We start from the raw sequence: 18,234 nt of genomic DNA, 5'->3' as shown, positions 1-18,234 counted from the left end.
AGAAACGCCAATGCGCACCCTAACCCCGCTATGGAGCGCCATGCTTTTGGCGACTGTTTGCAGTCAGGCGCAAGCCATGAATCTCTCGGAAGCGATTCAGAGCACGTTGGACAATCACCCGGAAATCCACGCTGCCGCCAATAGCCGACTCTCATCGGATGAAGACGTGAAATTCGCCAAGGGCGGCTACCTGCCCACCGTCGACCTGCTGGTCGGTTATGGCCGGGAACGTACTGACAGCCCCAGTACACGGGCGCTTGGCGATCACAACAAGGAGACCCTGAACTACCGCGATGCCGAACTGCGGCTGCGGCAGATGCTGTTCGACGGTTTCAACACGCCCAACGAGGTGGCGCGCACCCAGGCAGTGGTCAACTCCCGTGCCTACCGTCTGCTCGGTACGTCCGAAAGCCTGGCCCTGCGCACCGTCGAGGTGTACCTCGATGTGCTGATGCGCCGCGAGATGGTCACCCTGGCGCGCAACAACCTGCAGGCACACCAGCGCATCAACGATCAGATCGGCTTGCGCAGTCGCCAGGGCGTGGGCAGCACTGCCGACCTGGACCAGTCCGAAGCTCGCTTGGCACTCGCGCAGAACAACCTCTACACCGAAGAAGTCAACCTGGCCGATGCCGAAGCCAACTTCTTCAGTGCCGTGGGCCGTCTGCCGGATCAGTTGGAAAGCCCGGCATCGATCAGAGGCGGCATGCCTGCCGATCTGCTCGCTGCGCGGCAGACCGTGATGGACAACAACCCCTTCCTGAAATCAGCGCAGGCTGACGTCAACGCCGCCGAGAAGCAGTACGAGGTAGCCAAGTCGCCGTTCTACCCACGCTTCGATCTGGAGCTGGCGACCTCGGCCGATGACAACGTGCAGGGCGATGAGGGTCACTACAACACCTGGCGAGCTGCCGTGGTGATGAACTACAACCTGTTCAACGGCATGCGCGACAAGGCCCGGCTGCAGTCGGCTGCGCACCAGATCAACGAGTCGATGGACATCCGCAACAACGCGCTGCGCGTGCTCAACGAGAACCTCTCGCTGGCCTGGAACGCCATGGAGAACGCGCGCCTGCAAACCCCCAAGGCGCGTGATTACGCGGACTACACCTCACGGGTTCGCGAGGCCTACCAGCAGCAGTTCAGCCTGGGCCAACGCACCTTGCTCGACCTGCTCGACAGCGAAAACGAGCTGTTCACCGCCAACCGTCGTTACACCGAGGTGCGCTACGGCGAAGAGTTCTCGATGTACCGCGTCGTTGCGGCAATGGGTGATCTGTTGCGCCAGCAACAGGTCGTAGTCCCGGCAGAAGCTGTAGCCCTCACTGAAGTGAAGAGCGAGGCACGCTTGCCGGATATGAAGTAGTACCGGCGTGAGGAGGAGTAGAAATTGACCACCATGGAACGGCCAGGCCCGTCCAGTGATCCGCGGCTCAGTCACGACGATCCGCTGCTGGATGGTTTGTTGATCCTCTGCCGGCTACATGGCTGCTCGGCCAGCCGTGGCACCCTCAGTGCCGGCCTGCCCATGCCGGAGCAACGCATGAGCCCCGACCTGCTGCCGCGTGCTGCGGCACGGGCCGGGCTGCAGGGGCGCCTGCTACAGCGCGAGCTTGCCAGCATTTCCGCCCTCAACCTGCCAGTCCTGCTACTGCTCAAGGACGGTCGCTGTGCGGTCCTGCGCCAGTGGGGGCCGAAGCAGCAGGCGCAGATCCTGCCCTGCGAGACCGATGGCGGCGAACAATGGGTCAGCCGTGAACAACTGGCCGCCGAGTACAGTGGCCGGGCCTTTTTTGCCCGCCCTCGACATCAGCTGGAAGAAGCCCGCACGCCGCTGGTGCCACGCATCGAAGCCTGGTTTCGCGACACCCTCAAGCTGTCGCGCTGGCTCTACACCGATGCCGTCCTGGCCAGCCTACTGATCAACCTGCTGGGCCTGATGGTGCCGCTGTTCGTGATGCAGACCTACGACCGTGTAGTGCCCAACCAGGCGACCGCAACGCTCTGGGTGTTGGCCATCGGCCTGTTTATCGGCACCGGTTTTGAACTGCTGCTCAAGGTGCTACGCGCGCACCTGCTCGACACGGCAGGTAAGAAGACCGACGTGGTGCTGTCGGCCACCTTGTTCGAGCGCATCACCGGCATGTCGATGAAGGCGCGGCCGGCCAGCGTGGGCGGTTTCGCACAAAGCATTCACGACTTTCAGGGACTGCGCGATTTTCTCACCGCGGTCACCCTGACCAGCCTGATCGATCTGCCTTTCTCCCTGCTGATGCTGCTGGTGATCGGGCTGATCGGCGGCCCGCTGGTGTTCATCCCGCTGTTGGCCTTCCCCATCACCGCGCTGTTCGCCTACATCATTCAGGCACGCCTGCGCGACACTGTGCAAAGAAGCCTGCAGCTTGGCTCGCAACGCCAGGCGCTGCTGATCGAAACCCTCGGTGGCCTGGAAACGCTCAAGGCCTGTGGTGCCGAAAGCGAGCGTCAGCACCAATGGGAGCAAACCCATGGCGCCCTCACCCGCCTGGACGGCCATGCAAAATTCCTCGCCTCGCTGGCCACCAACGGCACCCTGTTCCTGCAGCAGTTCGCCGGCATGGCCACCATAGTCGCCGGGGTCTATCTGATCATCGCCGGCAACCTCAGCGTCGGTGCGCTGGTGGCCTGCTACATGCTCGGCAGCCGTATCCTCGCCCCACTGGGGCAGATCGCCGGGCTGATCACCCGCTACCAGCAAGCGCGCCTGACCATGACCAGCACCGATGCCCTGATGGCCCTGCCGCAGGAGCGTCAGGACAAGCAGCGGCCGCTGGATCGCACCCAGCTCAAAGGGGCACTGGAGGTGCGGCAGATCAGTTTCACCTACCCCGGCCAGAGCGCACCGGCGCTGAGCAACGTCAGCCTGCGCCTGGGCGCTGGCGAACGCCTTGGCATCATCGGCCGCAGCGGTTCGGGCAAGAGCACTCTGGCGCGATTGCTGATGGCCTTCTACAGCGCCGACGAAGGACAGATCCTGCTGGACAATCTCGACCTGCGCCAACTCGACGTCGCCGACCTGCGCCATCAGATCGGCTACGTCGCCCACGACCTGCCACTGCTGGCTGGCAGCCTGCGCGACAACCTGACCCTCGGCGCCCGTTACATCAGCGACGCGCGCATGCTCGAAGTCGCCGAGCTCACCGGCGTGGTGGACCTGGCCCGCCAGCATCCGCAAGGCTTCGACCGCCCGGTAGGCGAACGCGGCCAGCTGCTCTCCGGCGGCCAGCGCCAGGCCGTACTGCTGGCCCGCGCACTGCTGCTCGACCCGCCAATCCTGGTACTCGACGAACCCACCAGTGCCATGGACAACACCAGCGAAGACCTGCTGCGCCAACGCCTGCACAAGTGGGTGCAGGGCAAGACGCTGATCCTCATCACCCATCGTGCCTCCATGCTCAGCCTGGTGGATCGCCTGGCTGTGCTGGACAACGGCCATGTGGTGGCGGACGGGCCGAAGGAAGCGGTGATCGAAGCCTTGCGCAAGGGCCGCGTCGGCCCGGCCAGTCTGTAGGAGCGATGTGCGATGCAAGCGACCCAGAGCCTCGGCAACTACTTCGGCAGCCTGCGCGAAAAACGCCAGGACACCGAGTTCATGCCGGAAGTCGAAGGTGCCATTCTGGAGGACTCGCCCTGGCTAAGCCGCGCCACGATCTGGGTGGTCAGCGCCTGCCTGCTGGCAGCGCTGGTCTGGGCAAATTTCGCCGTGCTGGAAGAGGTCACTACCGGCGAAGGCAAGGCCATCCCGTCGAGCAAGGTACAGGTGATCCAGAATCTGGAAGGCGGCATCGTCAGTGAGATCTTCGTGCGCGAAGGCCAGGTGGTGGACAAGGGCGACACCCTGCTGAGACTGGATGACACGCGTTTTCTATCCAATCGCGGGGAAACCGAAGCGGATCGGCTGGCGCTCATCGCCCGTCTCGAACGACTGAGCGCCGAGGCCGAAGGCCGCGAACCGCAACTGCCCGAAGAAATCACCCGCGACGCGCCACAGCTGGCCGAAGACCAATTGGCCCTGTATCGCTCGCGCCAGCAACGGCTGCGCAGCGAGCAGCGCACATTGGGCGAACAACTGCGGCAAAAGGAGCAAGAGCTCGCCGAATTTCGCTCCAAGGCCCAGCAGTACCGTTCCAGTCTCGGCCTGTTGCAGCAGGAACTGAACATGTCGCAACCCCTGGTGGCCTCGGGCGCCATTTCCGAGGTCGAGGTGTTGCGTCTGCGCCGCAGCGTGGTGGAAGTACGTGGCTCGCTGGAGGCCACCAACCTGGCGATCCCGCGTGCTGAAGCGGCGATGAGCGAGATCAGGAGCAAGATGGAGGAATCCGAGCTGGCCTTCCGCGCCGAGGCCTTCAAGGAGCTCAACGAATTACGCACCGAACTGCAGAAGATCACCGCCACCAGCGTCGCCATTCAGGACAAGGTGACCCGGACCACCGTGACCTCGCCGGTGCGTGGGGTGATCAAACAGCTCAAGGTCAACACCATCGGTGGCGTGGTACAGCCGGGCAGCGACATGCTGGAAATCGTGCCGCTGGATGACAGCCTGCTGATCGAAGCCAAGGTGCGCCCGCAGGACGTGGCCTTCCTGCATCCCGGGCAGAAAGCCATGGTCAAGTTCACCGCCTATGACTACACCATCTACGGCGGGCTCAAGGCCAACCTCGAGCTGATCAGCGCCGACACCATCACCGACGAGGAAGGCAACAGCTTCTACCTGATCCATGTGCGCACCGACAAAAGCCACCTTGGCGGCGAGGAACACCCGCTGCTGATCATCCCCGGCATGGTCGCCACGGTGGATATCATCACCGGCGAGAAGAGCGTACTGGCCTACCTGCTCAAGCCCGTTCTCAAGGCCCGCTCGGAAGCCATGCGCGAACGTTGATTACCTGCCGTGCACCCTGCGTAGCCCGAATCGATACCGTAGGGTGCGCCGTGCGCACCGGGCCCGGCATCGTGAAAGTCGTCGAAGCTGGTGCGCGCGGCGCACCCTACATGCGCCTGCCTCGCGCTTGACCGCCGGGCATTCATTAGAGTTTCCCGGATTGCATCCGGGCTACGTGACCTAAGTGCTACCCTAGGGTGCGTCGTGCGCACCTCCTTAGCGCTGGTGATTGCGGATAAAGACCTCTTCTCCCATCGCCGCGATCTGCCCTTCGATCAACGCGTCGAAGGGCCGCAGCAGCGCAGCGAAACCCTGCGGGGCCTCCAACACATCCAGCGCGGCAACGATCGCCTCGATGGTCGACAGCGCCCCCTCTTCCGGCGCCTTGCGCAGCCGGTAGCGCGACGGGGCCACGGCTCCCAGGCTCACGCGCGGTAACGCCGCCAGGAGCGGGTTGAGATGCAGCAGCTTGCGCGCCTTGCGCCAGGTGCCGTCGGGCACCACCAGCAGCAGCGGTTTCTCCTTGGGCGCGTAGCCCGTCAGGGCCACAGCCTCATCGCCGGGAAACAGCAGGCAGGCGCGATAATCAGGCTGCGCGAGCAATTGCGGCAGATCATCGAATCTCTCACCGACGCGCAGTTCCGCGTTGCGCAACCCTAGCGCAGCCAGACGAGCGGTATTGAGGGCATGGCCGACCTCGCTCGGGTGCTGCAGGATGAGCACACGAGTACGACTCTCGAGGTTGGGAATCAGCGGGCAGAGGCAGTGGCCAAGCGGGCGCTGGCAGCGGGAGCAGGTCGGACGAGGCATGCCGCGCAGTGTGCCAGAACACCTCGAACTCGCGAAGCCCGGATGCAATCCGGGAATCCCCAGACTGCATCCGGCTTCAGAGTCAGCGGTTGAAGCGCTCCGCCAGGCTGTGCAGGTAATCGGCCATTTCCTCCAGCTCACGGCTGATGGCCGCGCCCTGATGCGCCTGCCCGGCGCTGTGATCGGAAAGCTGGGCGATGCGAGTGATCTGCCGGCTGATGTCCTCGGCCACATGGCTCTGCTCTTCGGAAGCCGCCGCCATCTGCTGGCTCATGCTGGTAATGCGCGTCACCGCCGAGCTGATGCCCTCCAGCGCGTCGCGTACCGACTCCACGCTCTGCACACTGCCGCGGGAAATGTCCTCGCCCTTGCCCGCCGTGACCACTGCACGCTCGGCCCCTGCACGCAGGTCGGCGATGATCTGGTGAATCTGCTCGGTGGACTGGCGCGTACGCGAAGCCAGCGAACGCACTTCATCGGCCACTACCGCGAAACCGCGGCCCTGCTCCCCTGCCCGCGCGGCCTCGATGGCAGCATTGAGCGCCAGCAGGTTGGTCTGCTCGGCAATCGAGGTGATCACATCAGCCACACTGCCGATGGACTGCGTGGAGTTGGCCAGTTCGTTGACCGCCTGACCAATATCGTTGACCGCCTTGGCCATCTGGCGCATGGAATCGAGGCTGCCTACAGCCAGATCACGCCCCTCACGTGCCAGACGATCCGCCTCTTCGGCAGCATGCGAGGTATTCTGCACGTTGTGCGCGACTTCCTGAATGGTCGCTGCCATCTGGTTGATGGCCGTGGCCGATTGATCGGTCTCGGCACGCTGTTGATCGAGCATCTGCGCGCTGGAGTGCGACAGTTCGGCGGACTGCGTGGCGCGCTTCTTGACGTTCTCGCCAGCATCTTCCAGTCGCGTCAACGCCGTCTGCAAACGCGCCTCCTCACTGATCATCGCCATGTCCAGCAGGGCCTGGGCACCACGGTTGTCGCTGTAGGTCAGCGCCACCAGGCCGCTGGTAAAGGCTTTCGGATGATCCGCCAGGGTACGGCGAATCAGCTGCCGGGTCCGATAAAGCTGGTATGAACCCAGCGCGAACAGCGTCAGCACGATAAAAGCCATCAGCGGCCAACCAGAAACCACCCAGTGCGCCGCAACGATCAGCAGCGACGCGACGATCAGTGGCCAGGAGCGCAGCAAATCGTAGGTCCAGTACTCCAGCTTCGGCACCGGTGGTTTGCCGGCCCGCAGACGGGCATAGAGCGCTTCGGCACGACGCTTCTGGGCCTCGGTTGGCAATGAGCGTACCGACTCGTAGCCGGAAATTCGGCCGTTCTCGTAGACGGGCGTGACGTAGGCACTGACCCAGTAGAAATCGCCATTCTTCGAGCGGTTCTTGACGATGCCCATCCAGGGTTTGCCCTGCTTGATGGTATCCCACATATGGCCGAACACCGCTGGCGGCATATCCGGGTGGCGCACGAGGTTGTGCGGCTGGCCGATCAGTTCCTCGCGGGTGAAGCCGCTGATCTCGACGAAGGCGTCATTGCAGTAGGTGATCTTGCTGTTGAGGTCGGTGGTGGAAATCAGGCGTTCATCAGCGGGGAAGGTTCTTTCCCGCTGAGTCACGGGCAGGTTCTGGCGCATCGAGGCTTCCCTGTTCGAATTGAAGTTGGTACAGACGTATGAATAAGTACTAGCACAGCCTAATAACCGCGCCAGTTGCAGGCTCTAAGCCTTTCGGAGGAGAAAGACGACCCTGTTTCAGATCTGATTCAGTTGCGTTTTGAGCAAATCGCGAAAGGTCTGAATCAGCGGTTCGCGAGTACGCCCTCGGCGCAGGATCAGCGAGAACGGTGCCTGATAGCCAAATACCGCTGGCAGCAATACCCGCAGCTTGCCCTGATCCACCCAAGGCTGAGCGTAGTGCTCCGGCAGATAGCCGATGTAGGCGCCGGAGAGCACCAGAATCAGCTGCGCCTCCATCGACTCCACCGTGGCCGCACTGTGCTTGAAACCATGGCGAGCCAGTTCGGCCTGGCTCCAGTAGCCGCGGCCCACCATGCGTTGCTGGGTAATCAGTTCTTCGGGAATCCGCCTCTGCTCGAACAGAGCATGCCGCTCGCTGCAATACAACCAGTGTTGCTCGCGATACAACGGTTGGTAGACCAGGCCGTTCATGCGCGTGGAGAAAGCACCGATGGCCAGGTCCAGACGATTGTCCAGCACCGCCAGCTGCAGCTCATAAGGGCTCATCACCGACAGGTGCAGGTGCACGCCTGGGTGCTCCTGGCTGTAGGCGCCGATCACCTCGGCCAATGGCAGGGCCGGATCGCTGACCGTGGAGTCCAGCACACCGAGGTTGAGGGTGCCGCGCAACTCGCCCTTGAGCGCCGCCGAGTAACGCTCGAAACCTTCCAGTTCGCCGAGCAGGCGCAAGGTTTCCTGATGGAACAGTTCGCCCTTGCTGGTCAGGCTGAAACCGCCACGGCCGCGATGGCAAAGCACGATGCCGAGCTGACTTTCCAGCTGGCTCATGTAGGTACTGATGGCCGACGTGGAAAGATTGAGTTCCTGCTGCGCGGCGGCGAAGCCCTGATGACGCACCACGGCGACGAAGATCTTCAGCAGTTTCAGATCGGGTAAAGCGAGGGACATGGCGGCGTACGGCAGATGAACGGAGTGCCAGTGTAGCGCCCTGCCCCTGCCTGGCACATCCAGCAAACGTAGCCCGGATGAAATCCGGGACAACACCCAGCCTATTTCCCCGGATTGCATCCGGGCTACAAAACTAGACCGCCCTGCTCTAGGCACAGACTGGCGAAACAACTGGTGCGCGCGGCGCACCCTACGGAGCGGCGCTAGCTTGGTGCCAGGATGAAATCCGGGGCAGCGCAAGACGCATCAATAGTTCAGCAATCACTGAACTAAGTATTTGTTCGATGCGATTTAACCCGTTCGCAGGCTGAGCCAACAATGCCGCCATAACCAGGCGCCGACTCGAATCGGCTGCCACCGGGCGCCACACCACGCCCCTTGCCAATCTGCCGCTGACCTTCGCCCTCTTCAGGAGACGGCCATGCGACTGGAAATCTTCCGCACCCTCTGGGGTTACCGCGGCAGTTGGCAGCAAGCGCTCGACGAAGCGCTCGGTGCCGGCTTCGACGGTATCGAAGCGCGTATCCCCGAGACCGCCGCGCAGCGCGCCATCAACGCCCGTCTGCTGCGCGAGCAGAATGTCCCCTATATCGCCACCCTGTTCACCTCCACCCCGGTTCTGCCACGTCAGAGCGACAGCCCGCAGGTGCACCTCGAAGACCTGCGCATGAAGCTCGACTGGGCCGCCGAACTCGGCCCGCGCCTGGTCAACGTGCTGCCCGGCAATGATCGCTGGGCGCTGAGCGAACAGGTCGATTTCTTCGGTCGCGCCGCCGAACTGGCATTGGCCTGCGGCCTCCACGTCTGTTTCGAAATTCATCGCGGCCGTTCCCTGTACAGCCCCTGGGTCACGCTGGACGTGATCCGTCAGGTCCCCGAACTGCGCTTCACCAGCGATATCAGCCACTGGCTGGTGACCTGCGAGCGCCTGCTCGACGACCCCGCCGACGACCTCTCCGCCTTCATCGAGCGGGTCGACCACATCCAGGCCCGCGTCGGTTATGACCAGGGCCCACAGGTGCCGCACCCCGGCGCGCCGGAGTACGCCGAAGTGCTGGCGTTCCATCAGCGCCACTGGGAAAGCATCTGGAGCAGCCAGGAAAAGCGCGGCCTGCAGACCACCACCCTGACCCCCGAATTCGGCCCGGACGGCTACCTGCACCACCTGCCCTTCACCGACGTGCCGGTGGCCGACCTGTGGCAACTCAATCAGTGGATGGCGCGCTGCGAGCGCCAGCACTTCCACCGTTTCACCAGTCGCTGAGGAGCCGTGATGAACACCAACGCCAAGCATTTCACCGAAATCCCCGTGGTCGACATCGCCGGCCTGTTCAGCAGCGACCCGGCGGCGCGCCTGGCCGTGGCCGAGAACCTGGGCCGCGCCGCCCGCGAGGTGGGTTTTCTCTACATCAGCGGCCATGGCATTGAGCAGACGCTGATCGATGGCCTGCACCGCGCCGCCGAGGACTATTTCGCCCAGCCCCTGGACGCCAAGATGCGCCACTACATCGGCACCTCGGCCAGCCACAAGGGCTTCGTGCCCGAGGGCGAGGAGCGCTACGGCGCCGGCAAGCCGGACCACAAGGAAGCCTTCGACATCGGCTTCGAAGTCCCCGCCGACAACCCGCTGGTACTGGCCGGCACGCCGCTGCTGGGGCCCAACGACTGGCCCACTCTGCCTGACTTCAAGGAGGCGGTGCAGGCCTACTACGCGCGCATCTTCCAGCTCGGCCGCATGCTGTTCCGCGGTTTCGCCCTGGCTCTCGGCGTGCCGGAAAACACCTTCGACGAGATGGCCAACTTCCCGCCGTCGAAGTTGCGCCTGATCCACTACCCCTACGACGGCGATGCCCAGGATGCCCCCGGCATCGGTGCCCACACCGACTACGAGTGTTTCACCATCCTGCTCGCCGACCGTCCGGGGCTGGAAGTGATGAACGACCTCGGCCAGTGGATCGACGCACCGCCGCGCGAAGGCACCTTCGTCGTCAACATCGGCGACATGCTCGAGGTGATGAGCGCCGGCACCTTCGTCGCCACTTCGCACCGCGTGCGCAAGGTCAGCCAGGAGCGCTACTCCTTCCCGTTCTTCTATGCCTGCGACTACCACACGCAGATCCGCCCGCTGCCGCAGTTCGAGGCCACCGGCCAGAGCTACGAAACCATCAGCATCGGCGAGCACATGTGGAGCCAGGCGCTACAGACCTACCAATACCTGAAGAAGCGCGTCGAGGACGGCCAGTTGCAGCTGCCCGAACGCGCCCGCGCGCCATCCAGCTTCGGCCACCTGAAGCACCAGCTGAGCGCGCTGTGACTTTCCCCACTGCCAACACAAAAACTGATCCGGAGATAAACACAATGGCAACCCGTACCCCGCTGCGCAGCACCGCCCTGGCTCTGGCCTGCACCCTCGCCGGCCTGTTCACCACCGCCCACGCCACCGAAACACCCAAGACCCTCTCCAGCGGCGAGCTGAAAGTGGGCATGGAAATTACCTACCCACCGTTCGAATACTACGAAGGCGACCAGGTGAAAGGCTTCGACCCGGAAGTTTCCGCAGCCCTGGCCAAGCGTCTGGGCCTGGAGGCGAACTTCAGCGACATCACCTTCCCCAACCTGATCCTCGGCCTCGACGCCGGCCGCTTCGACACCATCATCTCCGGCATGTACATCCTTCCCGAGCGCCTGGAGAAAGCCGATGCCATCCCCTACGCCAAGACCGGCGCCGCGATCATGGTGCGCAGCGACGCCGAAAAGAAACCGGCCACACCAGAAGAGCTATGCGGTCTGACCGTCGGCCTGCAACAGGGCACTTCGTGGATTCCAGCCCTGCAGAAGGTTTCCGACGGCTACTGCAAGGAACAGGGCGCCGGCGCCATCACCATCAACCAGTACCCGACCACCTCGGAAACCTCCCAGGCGCTGCTCTCCGGCCATATCCAGGCGCACCTGGAGATCGACGCCGCTTCGCTGCTGATCGTCGAAAAATCCCGGGGCCGCATCGCCATCAGCTCCAAGGGTTCGATCTACCCGCAGGTGTTGGGCATCTACGTGAAGAAGGGCAACGCCCAACTGCTCGACGCCCTGAAAGCCGCGCTGGACGACTTCAAGGCCAGCGGCGAATACGCCGAACTGCTGAAGAAATACAACCTGGAAGAAGCCTGAGGTAAGTCCGTGGGCGAGTCCGTCATGACTCGCCCACGGCCGCTGCGTTGAATGACCGCTTCACCCCGCTGGCCGTTACTCGCTCCGGCCAGCGGCCTTTTTTCAGCTTGAGTCACAGGTGCCCCATATGCCGTTCGAATGGAGCTATTTCTTCTCCCTGTTTTCCATGCCGGCCTTCTGGGCGGCGTGCTGGACGGTGGTGAAACTCAGCAGCCTGGCCTGGCTGCTCGGCCTGGTGCTGGGCTTCGGTTTGGCCAGTGCCAAGCAAGCCGCCAGTCGCTGGCTCAGCGCGCCAGCCGCGATCTACGTATGGTTCTTTCGCAGCGTGCCGCTGCTGGTGCTGCTGATCTTCGTCTACAACCTGCCGCAACTGATGCCGGCCAGCGGCAAGGTACTGTCCAATCCGTTCTACGCCGGTCTGTTCGCCCTGGTACTGACCGAAGCGGCATACATGGCCGAAATCCACCGTGGTGGCTTGTTGTCGGTGGCCAAAGGGCAGCGCGAAGCCGCCCGCGCCCTGGGTATTGGCCGGCTTGGCACCCAGCGGCTGATCGTCGTGCCGCAGGCCTTTCGCATCGCCCTGCCGACGTTGACCAACGAGTACGTGACCATCGTCAAGCTGACCTCACTGGTCTCGGTGATCTCCCTCAGCGAACTGCTGCTGGTCGGCCAACGCCTTTACGCGCAGAACTTCCTGGTGCTGGAAACCCTCGGCGCCGTGGCCGTGTACTACGTGCTGATCGTCAGCCTGTTCGGCTGGGGCCTGCAGTACCTGGAGCGCCACCTCGACCTTGGCCGGCGCAAGCCGGGCACCCTCGGCGATGCCCAGGTAACCAAGCTGCGCAGCGAACTGCCACAGGTGGCGACCGGCAACGCCCGGGTTCGTGAGCCAGGCACTCCGGCGGCGCTGTACCTGAGCAACATCCACAAGCACTACGGCGACCACCATGTGCTCAAGGGCATCGACCTGAGTGTGCAGCCTGGCGAGGTGATCTCCATCATCGGCCCGTCCGGCTCCGGCAAGACCTCGCTGATCCGCACCGTCAACGGCCTGGAAAGCATCGACGAAGGCGAGATCGTGCTGTTCGGCGAGAGTTTCATCCAGGCCGGCGACCGCCCCGAGAACCGCCGCCAGCGCGAAGGCGTGCGGCGCATCGGCATGGTGTTCCAGAGTTTCAACCTGTTCCCCCACCGCACCATCTTCGACAACGTCCTACTCGCGCCGCGCTACCACGGCCTGGGTAATAACGCCGAACTGCGCCGACAAGCCCTGGCGCTGCTGGACAAGGTCGGCCTGTTGGCCCACGCCGACAAGTACCCGCACCAACTGTCCGGCGGCCAGCAGCAGCGCGTGGCCATCGCCCGCGCCCTGGCCATGCAGCCGGACATCATGCTGTTCGACGAGCCCACTTCGGCGCTCGACCCGGAACTGGTGGGCGACGTGCTCGCGGTGATCCGCGACCTGGCCCGCGAAGGCATGACGATGCTGATCGTCACCCACGAGATGGACTTCGCCCTGTCGATATCCGACCGCGTGCTGTTCATGGAAGACGGTCATGTTCAGCTCGATGCCTCACCTGCCGCCATCCACCACGGCAACCACCAACGCGTACGCCGCTTCATCGGCCTGGAGAACGCATGAACGACATCGCCCCCCTGCGCCGCGACCTGGCTGCGGCCTACCGCCTGGCCGCCCTGTTCGGCTGGGACGACACCCTCTACACGCACTTTTCCGTACGCCTGCCGGGTGACGGCGAGCCGCGTTTTCTGATCAATCCGTTCGGTCTGTTCTTCGAGGAGATTCGCGCCAGCGACCTGATCGTGGTGGACATGCACGGCAAGGTGGTCGAGGGCAACGCCGACTACAACGTCGCCGGCTTCACCATCCACAGCGCCGTGCATATGGCCCGCGACGACGCCCACTGCGTGATCCACACCCATACCCTGGCCGGCATGGCGGTGGCCGCGCAGAACGATGGCCTGCTGCAGCTCAACCAGATCAGCACCGAGTTCCACCAGCGCCTGGGCTACCACGCCTACGAAGGCGTGGCGCTGGATCTGGACGAACGTGCGCGCATCCAGGCCTCGCTGGGCGACAACATTGCCCTGCTGCTGCGCCACCATGGCCTGCTCAGCGTCGGCGCCAGCGTCGCCGACGCCTTCTACGTCATGTACTACCTGAACCGCGCCTGCGAGATCCAGCTCGCCGCCACCGGTGGTGGCCAGCCCTGCAGCGAGATTCCGGCGCACCTGGCGCAGCATGCCTGCGAGCAGCTGCAGGGCGCCGAATGGCAGCGCCAGCTGCTGTGGCAGGCCTGGCTACGCAAGCTTGATCGCCTCGATACCAGTTACCGCGACTGATGCGCGCGCCACGCCACACCTTATGAACCGGGGCTTACAGCCTTACTTCAAACAATCCTGAAGTAAGTTTTTGCCCCAGCCGATTTTTCCCAGCGCCTGGCCGGTCAAGACTCCCGGCCACAACCAGAACGAGCCTGAGGCCCACCCATGGACAAGACCTTCCACCAGCCCCTGGGCGGCAATGAAATGCCCCGCTTCGGCGGCATCGCCACCATGATGCGCCTGCCCCACATCCAGAGCCCCGAGGAAAAACGCCAGCTCGACGCCGCCTTCGTCGGCGTGCCACTGGACATCGGCACCTCGCTGCGCTCCGGCACCCGCTTCGGCCCGCGCGAGATCCGCGCCCAGTCAGTGATGATCCGCCCGTACAACATGGCCACCGGTGCCGCCCCCTTCGACTCGCTGAACGTGGCCGATATCGGCGACGTGGCGATCAACACCTTCAACCTGCTCGACGCCGTGCGCATCATCGAGGAAGCCTACGACGAGATCGTCGAACTCGGCATCAAGCCGCTGACCCTGGGTGGCGACCACACCATCACCCTGCCGATCCTGCGTGCCCTGCACAAGAAGTACGGCAAGATCGGCCTGGTGCATATCGACGCCCACGCCGACGTCAACGACCATATGTTCGGCGAGAAGATCGCCCACGGCACCACCTTCCGCCGCGCCCAGGAAGAAGGCCTGCTCGACAGCCAGCGTGTGGTGCAGATCGGCCTGCGCGCCCAGGGCTACACCGCCGAAGACTTCAACTGGAGCCGCAAGCAGGGCTTCCGTGTGGTGCAGGCCGAGGAGTGCTGGCACAAGTCGCTGGAGCCGCTGATGGCCGAAGTGCGCGAGAAGGTCGGCGGCGGCCCGGTGTACCTGTCGTTCGACATCGACGGCATCGACCCGGCCTGGGCGCCCGGCACCGGAACCCCGGAAATCGGCGGCCTGACCACCATCCAGGCCATCGAGATCATCCGTGGTTGCCAGGGCCTGGACCTGATCGGTGGCGACCTGGTGGAGGTCTCGCCGCCCTACGACACCACCGGCAACACCTCGTTGCTCGGCGCCAACCTGCTGTACGAAATGCTCTGCGTGCTTCCGGGGGTTCAGCGTCGCTGACCTCCGGCTTTTACTGCTCCGCCCGGGCGCCCCGCGAGGCGCCCGGTACATCCCTACAACAACAAATCAGGGTGCCCAGATGAATCGCGAAGAATCCATGCCGTTGCTGGATGACCAGCCGCCGACCGATACCTCCTACAGCGTGCGTCAGTTACTGATCTTCCTGATCCCCTCGTTGCTCGGCGTACTGCTGTTTCTCACCCCCATCGTTTACGAAGAAAAGGTCACCATCGGCCTCGGCGTCATGGCTGACGCACTCAAGGCTGCCGTCAGCGATCAGCTGCCTGCCATCGCCACCGCCCTGTTGCTGCTCTCCGCCGTCCTCGGCCTGTTCGGCAGCCTGCTCAAGCCACGCTGGCTCACGGAGCGTCGCGCCCTGAACGACCTGTTCGTGCTGCCGCCGCTGTGGCTCGCCCTGCGCGTGCTCGGCGGGCTGTTCGCGGCCATGACGTTCTGGCAATTCGGCCCGGAATGGGTGTGGAACGCCAATACCGGCGGCGTGGTGCTGAAAGACCTGGCGCCGGTGTTGATCACCTTCTTCCTGGTCGCCGGCCTGATCCTGCCGCTGCTTACCGACTACGGCCTGATGGAGTTCTGCGGCACCCTGGTGCGCAATGTGTTCCGCAAGATCTTCGGCCTGCCCGGACGCTCGGCCATCGACGCCATCGCCAGCTGGCTCGGCTCCGGCACCGTTGGCGTGCTGATCACTGCCCAGCAGTACCAGAAGGGCTTCTACAGCGCCCGAGAAGCGGCAGTGATCGCCACCAACTTCTCCATCGCCTCGATCGCCTTCAGCCTGCTGATCACCAGCTTCATGAAGCTCGACCATCTGTTCGTACCCTTCTACCTGACCGTGGTAGTCGCCGGTCTGGCTGCCGCCATCATCACCCCGCGTATTCCACCGCTGTCGTGGAAGAAGGACGAGTACGTCGCCGGGGTCGGCAAGCAGATCAAGGAAGATGTGCCAGCCGGCACCTCGCTGCTGCGCTGGGGCCTGCTGCAGGCTGTCAAGCGCGCCAACGCCAATCCCTCGCCGGGGCAGATGGTCAAGGTCGGCGTGCACAACGTGGTCGATATCTGGCTGGGTCTGCTGCCGCTGGTAATGGCCATTGGCACGGTATCCTTGGCCATCGCCGAGTTCACTCCGATCTTCAACTGGCTGTCCGCTCCCATCGTGCCGTTGCTCGAACTGCTGCAACTGCCGGAAGCCGCCAAGGCAGCGCCAGCGATGTTGGTGGGCTTCGCCGACATGTTCCTGCCCGCAGTGCTGGGCAAGGGTATCGAGAGCGAACTGACCCGCTTCGTGGTGGCCTGCGTGTCGCTGACCCAGCTGATCTACATGTCCGAGGTCGGCGTGCTGATCATCAAGGCCAAGCTGCCGCTGAACCTGCTCGAGCTGTTCGTCATCTTCATCATCCGCACCCTGATCACCCTGCCGATCATCGCGCTGATGGCGCACTGGATCGTCGGCTGACGTCGACACAAGGACCTGACCATGACCACCTGCGGCGAATTTCTCGTCAAGCAACTGGAAGCCTGGGGCGTCGACACCGTGTTCGGCATCCCCGGCGTGCACACCGTCGAGCTCTATCGCGGCCTGCCCTCAAGCAGCATCCGCCACGTCACCCCGCGTCACGAGCAGGGCGCCGGCTTCATGGCCGACGGCTATGCGCGCGTCTCGGGCAAGCCGGGTGTGTGCTTCATCATCACCGGCCCTGGGATGACCAACATCCTCACCGCCATGGGCCAGGCCTACGCCGACTCGATCCCGATGCTGGTGATTTCCAGCGTCAACGAGCGCGCACGCCTGGGCCTGGGCAAGGGCTATCTGCATGAGTTGCCCAACCAGCGGGCGATGACCGCCGGCGTCACCGCCTTCAGCCATACCCTGATGAGCGTCGAGGAACTGCCCGGCGTGCTGGCTCGCGCCTTCGCCGTATTCGAAGGCGAGCGGCCGCGCCCTGTGCATATCGAGCTGCCACTGGACATCATCACCGCAGACGCCACCCACATGACCCCGGCGCCACGGCCGACCGTGCGCCGCCCGGCGCCGAACCGCACGCTGATCCGTGAGGCCGCCGGCCTGCTCAGGCAGGCCAAGCGCCCTCTCCTGCTGCTGGGCGGTGGTTGCGTATCCGCCGAGGCTGAAGCCCGCGCTCTGGCCGCTGCACTGGATGTTCCGACCGCGCTGACCATCAATGCCAAGGGCCTGCTGCCGCCGGGCCATCCGCTGCTGCTGGGCAGCAACCAGTCGCTGCGCCCGGTGCGCGATCTGGCGCTGGAGGCTGACGTGGTGCTGGCCATCGGCACCGAGCTGGGCGAGACCGACTACGACGTGGTGTTCGACGGCGACTTCCGCCTGCCCGGTCGACTGATCCGCATCGACATCGACGCTCAGCAATTGCAGCGTAACTTCACCCCGCATCTGGCGATCCAGGGCGATGCGCGCGTGGCCATGCGCATGCTGCTGGCCGAGCTCGACCCGCGCGAGGCCAACGCAGGCAGCCCCGGCGCCCGGCGTACCGCAGCCGTGCAGGCGCGCCTGAACGAGGACTTCAGCGGCTGGGGGCATTACCGCCAGCTGTTCGACTGCATCCTCGATGCTCTGCCGGATGCCCGCTTCGTCGGCGATTCGACGCAGACCGTGTACAGCGGCAATCATCTGGTCGAACTGGACGGTGCGCGGCGCTGGTTCAACGCCTCCACCGGCTACGGCACGCTCGGCTACGGTTTACCGGCGGCCATCGGCGCCAAGCTGGCCGAGCCGCAGCGGCCGGTGATCAGCCTGATGGGCGATGGCGGTATTCAGTTCACCATCGCCGAGCTGGCCAGTGCCGTAGAGGCAAGGGTCGGTATCATCGTCCTGCTCTGGAACAACGCCGGTTACGGCGAGATCAAGCGCTACATGCAGCGCCGCGACATCACCCCGATTGCCGTCGACATCTACACCCCGGATCTGCTGGCCATCGCCCGTGGCTTTGGCTGCGCCGCCGAGCGTGCGCGTGACCATGCGCATCTGACCGAGCTGCTGCGCAGCGCGCCGCAGGATCGCCCCTTGATCATCGAAGTGCAGGAGGCCGCGCCCTTTCATCCCTGAACCTATTGATCGCGGCTGAAGCCGCTCCCACAAGAACGGAGTACCCCGTGGGAGGGGCTTTAGCCGCGATCCCGCGTGACCATAACCACAAGATTCAGCTGTACCACTGACTGC

General features: G+C 64.2%; 14 protein-coding genes. 11 read left to right on the top strand and 3 right to left on the bottom strand.

The genetic code is table 11. The features are described 5' to 3' along the window. Positions 1-10: 10 nt before the first annotated feature. Genes JWV26_RS19915 through JWV26_RS19905 form a run of 3 tightly spaced genes read left to right on the top strand, consistent with a single transcriptional unit; the run spans position 11 to position 4,921 of the window. Positions 11-1,366 carry a TolC family outer membrane protein gene (locus JWV26_RS19915; RefSeq protein WP_072424672.1) on the top strand — a complete coding sequence of 452 codons (1,356 nt, stop codon included), beginning with the start codon at positions 11-13 and terminating at the stop codon, positions 1,364-1,366. A gap of 33 nt (positions 1,367-1,399) precedes the next feature. After that, complete coding sequence (locus JWV26_RS19910) at positions 1,400-3,550, top strand: type I secretion system permease/ATPase (protein WP_206419235.1); 2,151 nt, start codon at positions 1,400-1,402, stop codon at positions 3,548-3,550. 12 nt (positions 3,551-3,562) lie between these two features. Next, positions 3,563-4,921 carry an HlyD family type I secretion periplasmic adaptor subunit gene (locus tag JWV26_RS19905; protein ID WP_072424670.1) on the top strand — a complete coding sequence of 453 codons (1,359 nt, stop codon included), beginning with the start codon at positions 3,563-3,565 and terminating at the stop codon, positions 4,919-4,921. A 216-nt stretch (positions 4,922-5,137) separates the two neighbouring features. On the opposite strand, the gene JWV26_RS19900 is transcribed toward JWV26_RS19905, so the two are convergent. The 3 genes from JWV26_RS19900 to JWV26_RS19890 all read right to left on the bottom strand — a co-directional run bounded on the left by JWV26_RS19900 (position 5,138) and on the right by JWV26_RS19890 (position 8,390). Continuing rightward, complete coding sequence (locus JWV26_RS19900) at positions 5,138-5,731, bottom strand: tRNA-uridine aminocarboxypropyltransferase (RefSeq protein WP_074914385.1); 594 nt, start codon at positions 5,729-5,731, stop codon at positions 5,138-5,140. A gap of 82 nt (positions 5,732-5,813) precedes the next feature. Then, a complete protein-coding gene (locus JWV26_RS19895) occupies positions 5,814-7,379 on the bottom strand; it encodes a methyl-accepting chemotaxis protein (protein WP_072424668.1) in 1,566 nt (521 codons plus the stop codon). A gap of 117 nt (positions 7,380-7,496) precedes the next feature. After that, positions 7,497-8,390 carry a LysR family transcriptional regulator gene (locus JWV26_RS19890; protein ID WP_017677412.1) on the bottom strand — a complete coding sequence of 298 codons (894 nt, stop codon included), beginning with the start codon at positions 8,388-8,390 and terminating at the stop codon, positions 7,497-7,499. Between the two features lie 421 nt (positions 8,391-8,811). On the opposite strand from JWV26_RS19890, the gene JWV26_RS19885 reads away from it, so the two are divergent. From JWV26_RS19885 to JWV26_RS19850, 8 genes are all read left to right on the top strand, one after another. Further along, positions 8,812-9,654 carry a sugar phosphate isomerase/epimerase family protein gene (locus JWV26_RS19885; RefSeq protein WP_206417640.1) on the top strand — a complete coding sequence of 281 codons (843 nt, stop codon included), beginning with the start codon at positions 8,812-8,814 and terminating at the stop codon, positions 9,652-9,654. Between the two features lie 9 nt (positions 9,655-9,663). Beyond that, complete coding sequence (locus JWV26_RS19880; protein WP_206417639.1) at positions 9,664-10,704, top strand: isopenicillin N synthase family dioxygenase; 1,041 nt, start codon at positions 9,664-9,666, stop codon at positions 10,702-10,704. Between the two features lie 44 nt (positions 10,705-10,748). Further along, a complete protein-coding gene (locus JWV26_RS19875) occupies positions 10,749-11,555 on the top strand; it encodes an ABC transporter substrate-binding protein (RefSeq protein WP_206417638.1) in 807 nt (268 codons plus the stop codon). A gap of 127 nt (positions 11,556-11,682) precedes the next feature. Continuing rightward, positions 11,683-13,197: an amino acid ABC transporter permease/ATP-binding protein gene (locus JWV26_RS19870; protein ID WP_206417637.1), complete on the top strand. Its 1,515-nt coding sequence runs from the start codon at positions 11,683-11,685 to the stop codon at positions 13,195-13,197. Beyond that, positions 13,194-13,916, top strand: coding sequence for a class II aldolase/adducin family protein (locus tag JWV26_RS19865; RefSeq protein ID WP_072424663.1), 723 nt, complete (start codon positions 13,194-13,196; stop codon positions 13,914-13,916). Before JWV26_RS19870 ends, JWV26_RS19865 begins: the two co-directional genes overlap by 4 nt. Positions 13,917-14,063: 147 nt before the next feature. Next, positions 14,064-15,023, top strand: coding sequence for an agmatinase (speB, locus tag JWV26_RS19860; RefSeq protein ID WP_072424662.1), 960 nt, complete (start codon positions 14,064-14,066; stop codon positions 15,021-15,023). A gap of 79 nt (positions 15,024-15,102) precedes the next feature. Then, on the top strand, positions 15,103-16,497 hold the full coding sequence (locus JWV26_RS19855) for a YjiH family protein (protein ID WP_072424661.1): 1,395 nt from the start codon (positions 15,103-15,105) through the stop codon (positions 16,495-16,497). Positions 16,498-16,518: 21 nt separating this feature from the next. Beyond that, on the top strand, positions 16,519-18,120 hold the full coding sequence (locus tag JWV26_RS19850; protein WP_206417636.1) for a 5-guanidino-2-oxopentanoate decarboxylase: 1,602 nt from the start codon (positions 16,519-16,521) through the stop codon (positions 18,118-18,120). Positions 18,121-18,234 lie beyond the last annotated feature (114 nt).

The organism is Ectopseudomonas toyotomiensis (assembly GCF_017167985.1).
Taxonomy (GTDB): Bacteria; Pseudomonadota; Gammaproteobacteria; order Pseudomonadales; family Pseudomonadaceae; genus Aquipseudomonas; species Aquipseudomonas toyotomiensis.
The sequence above is the reverse complement of the archived record's forward strand: the minus strand, read 5'-3'. Positions and strand labels throughout refer to the sequence as shown.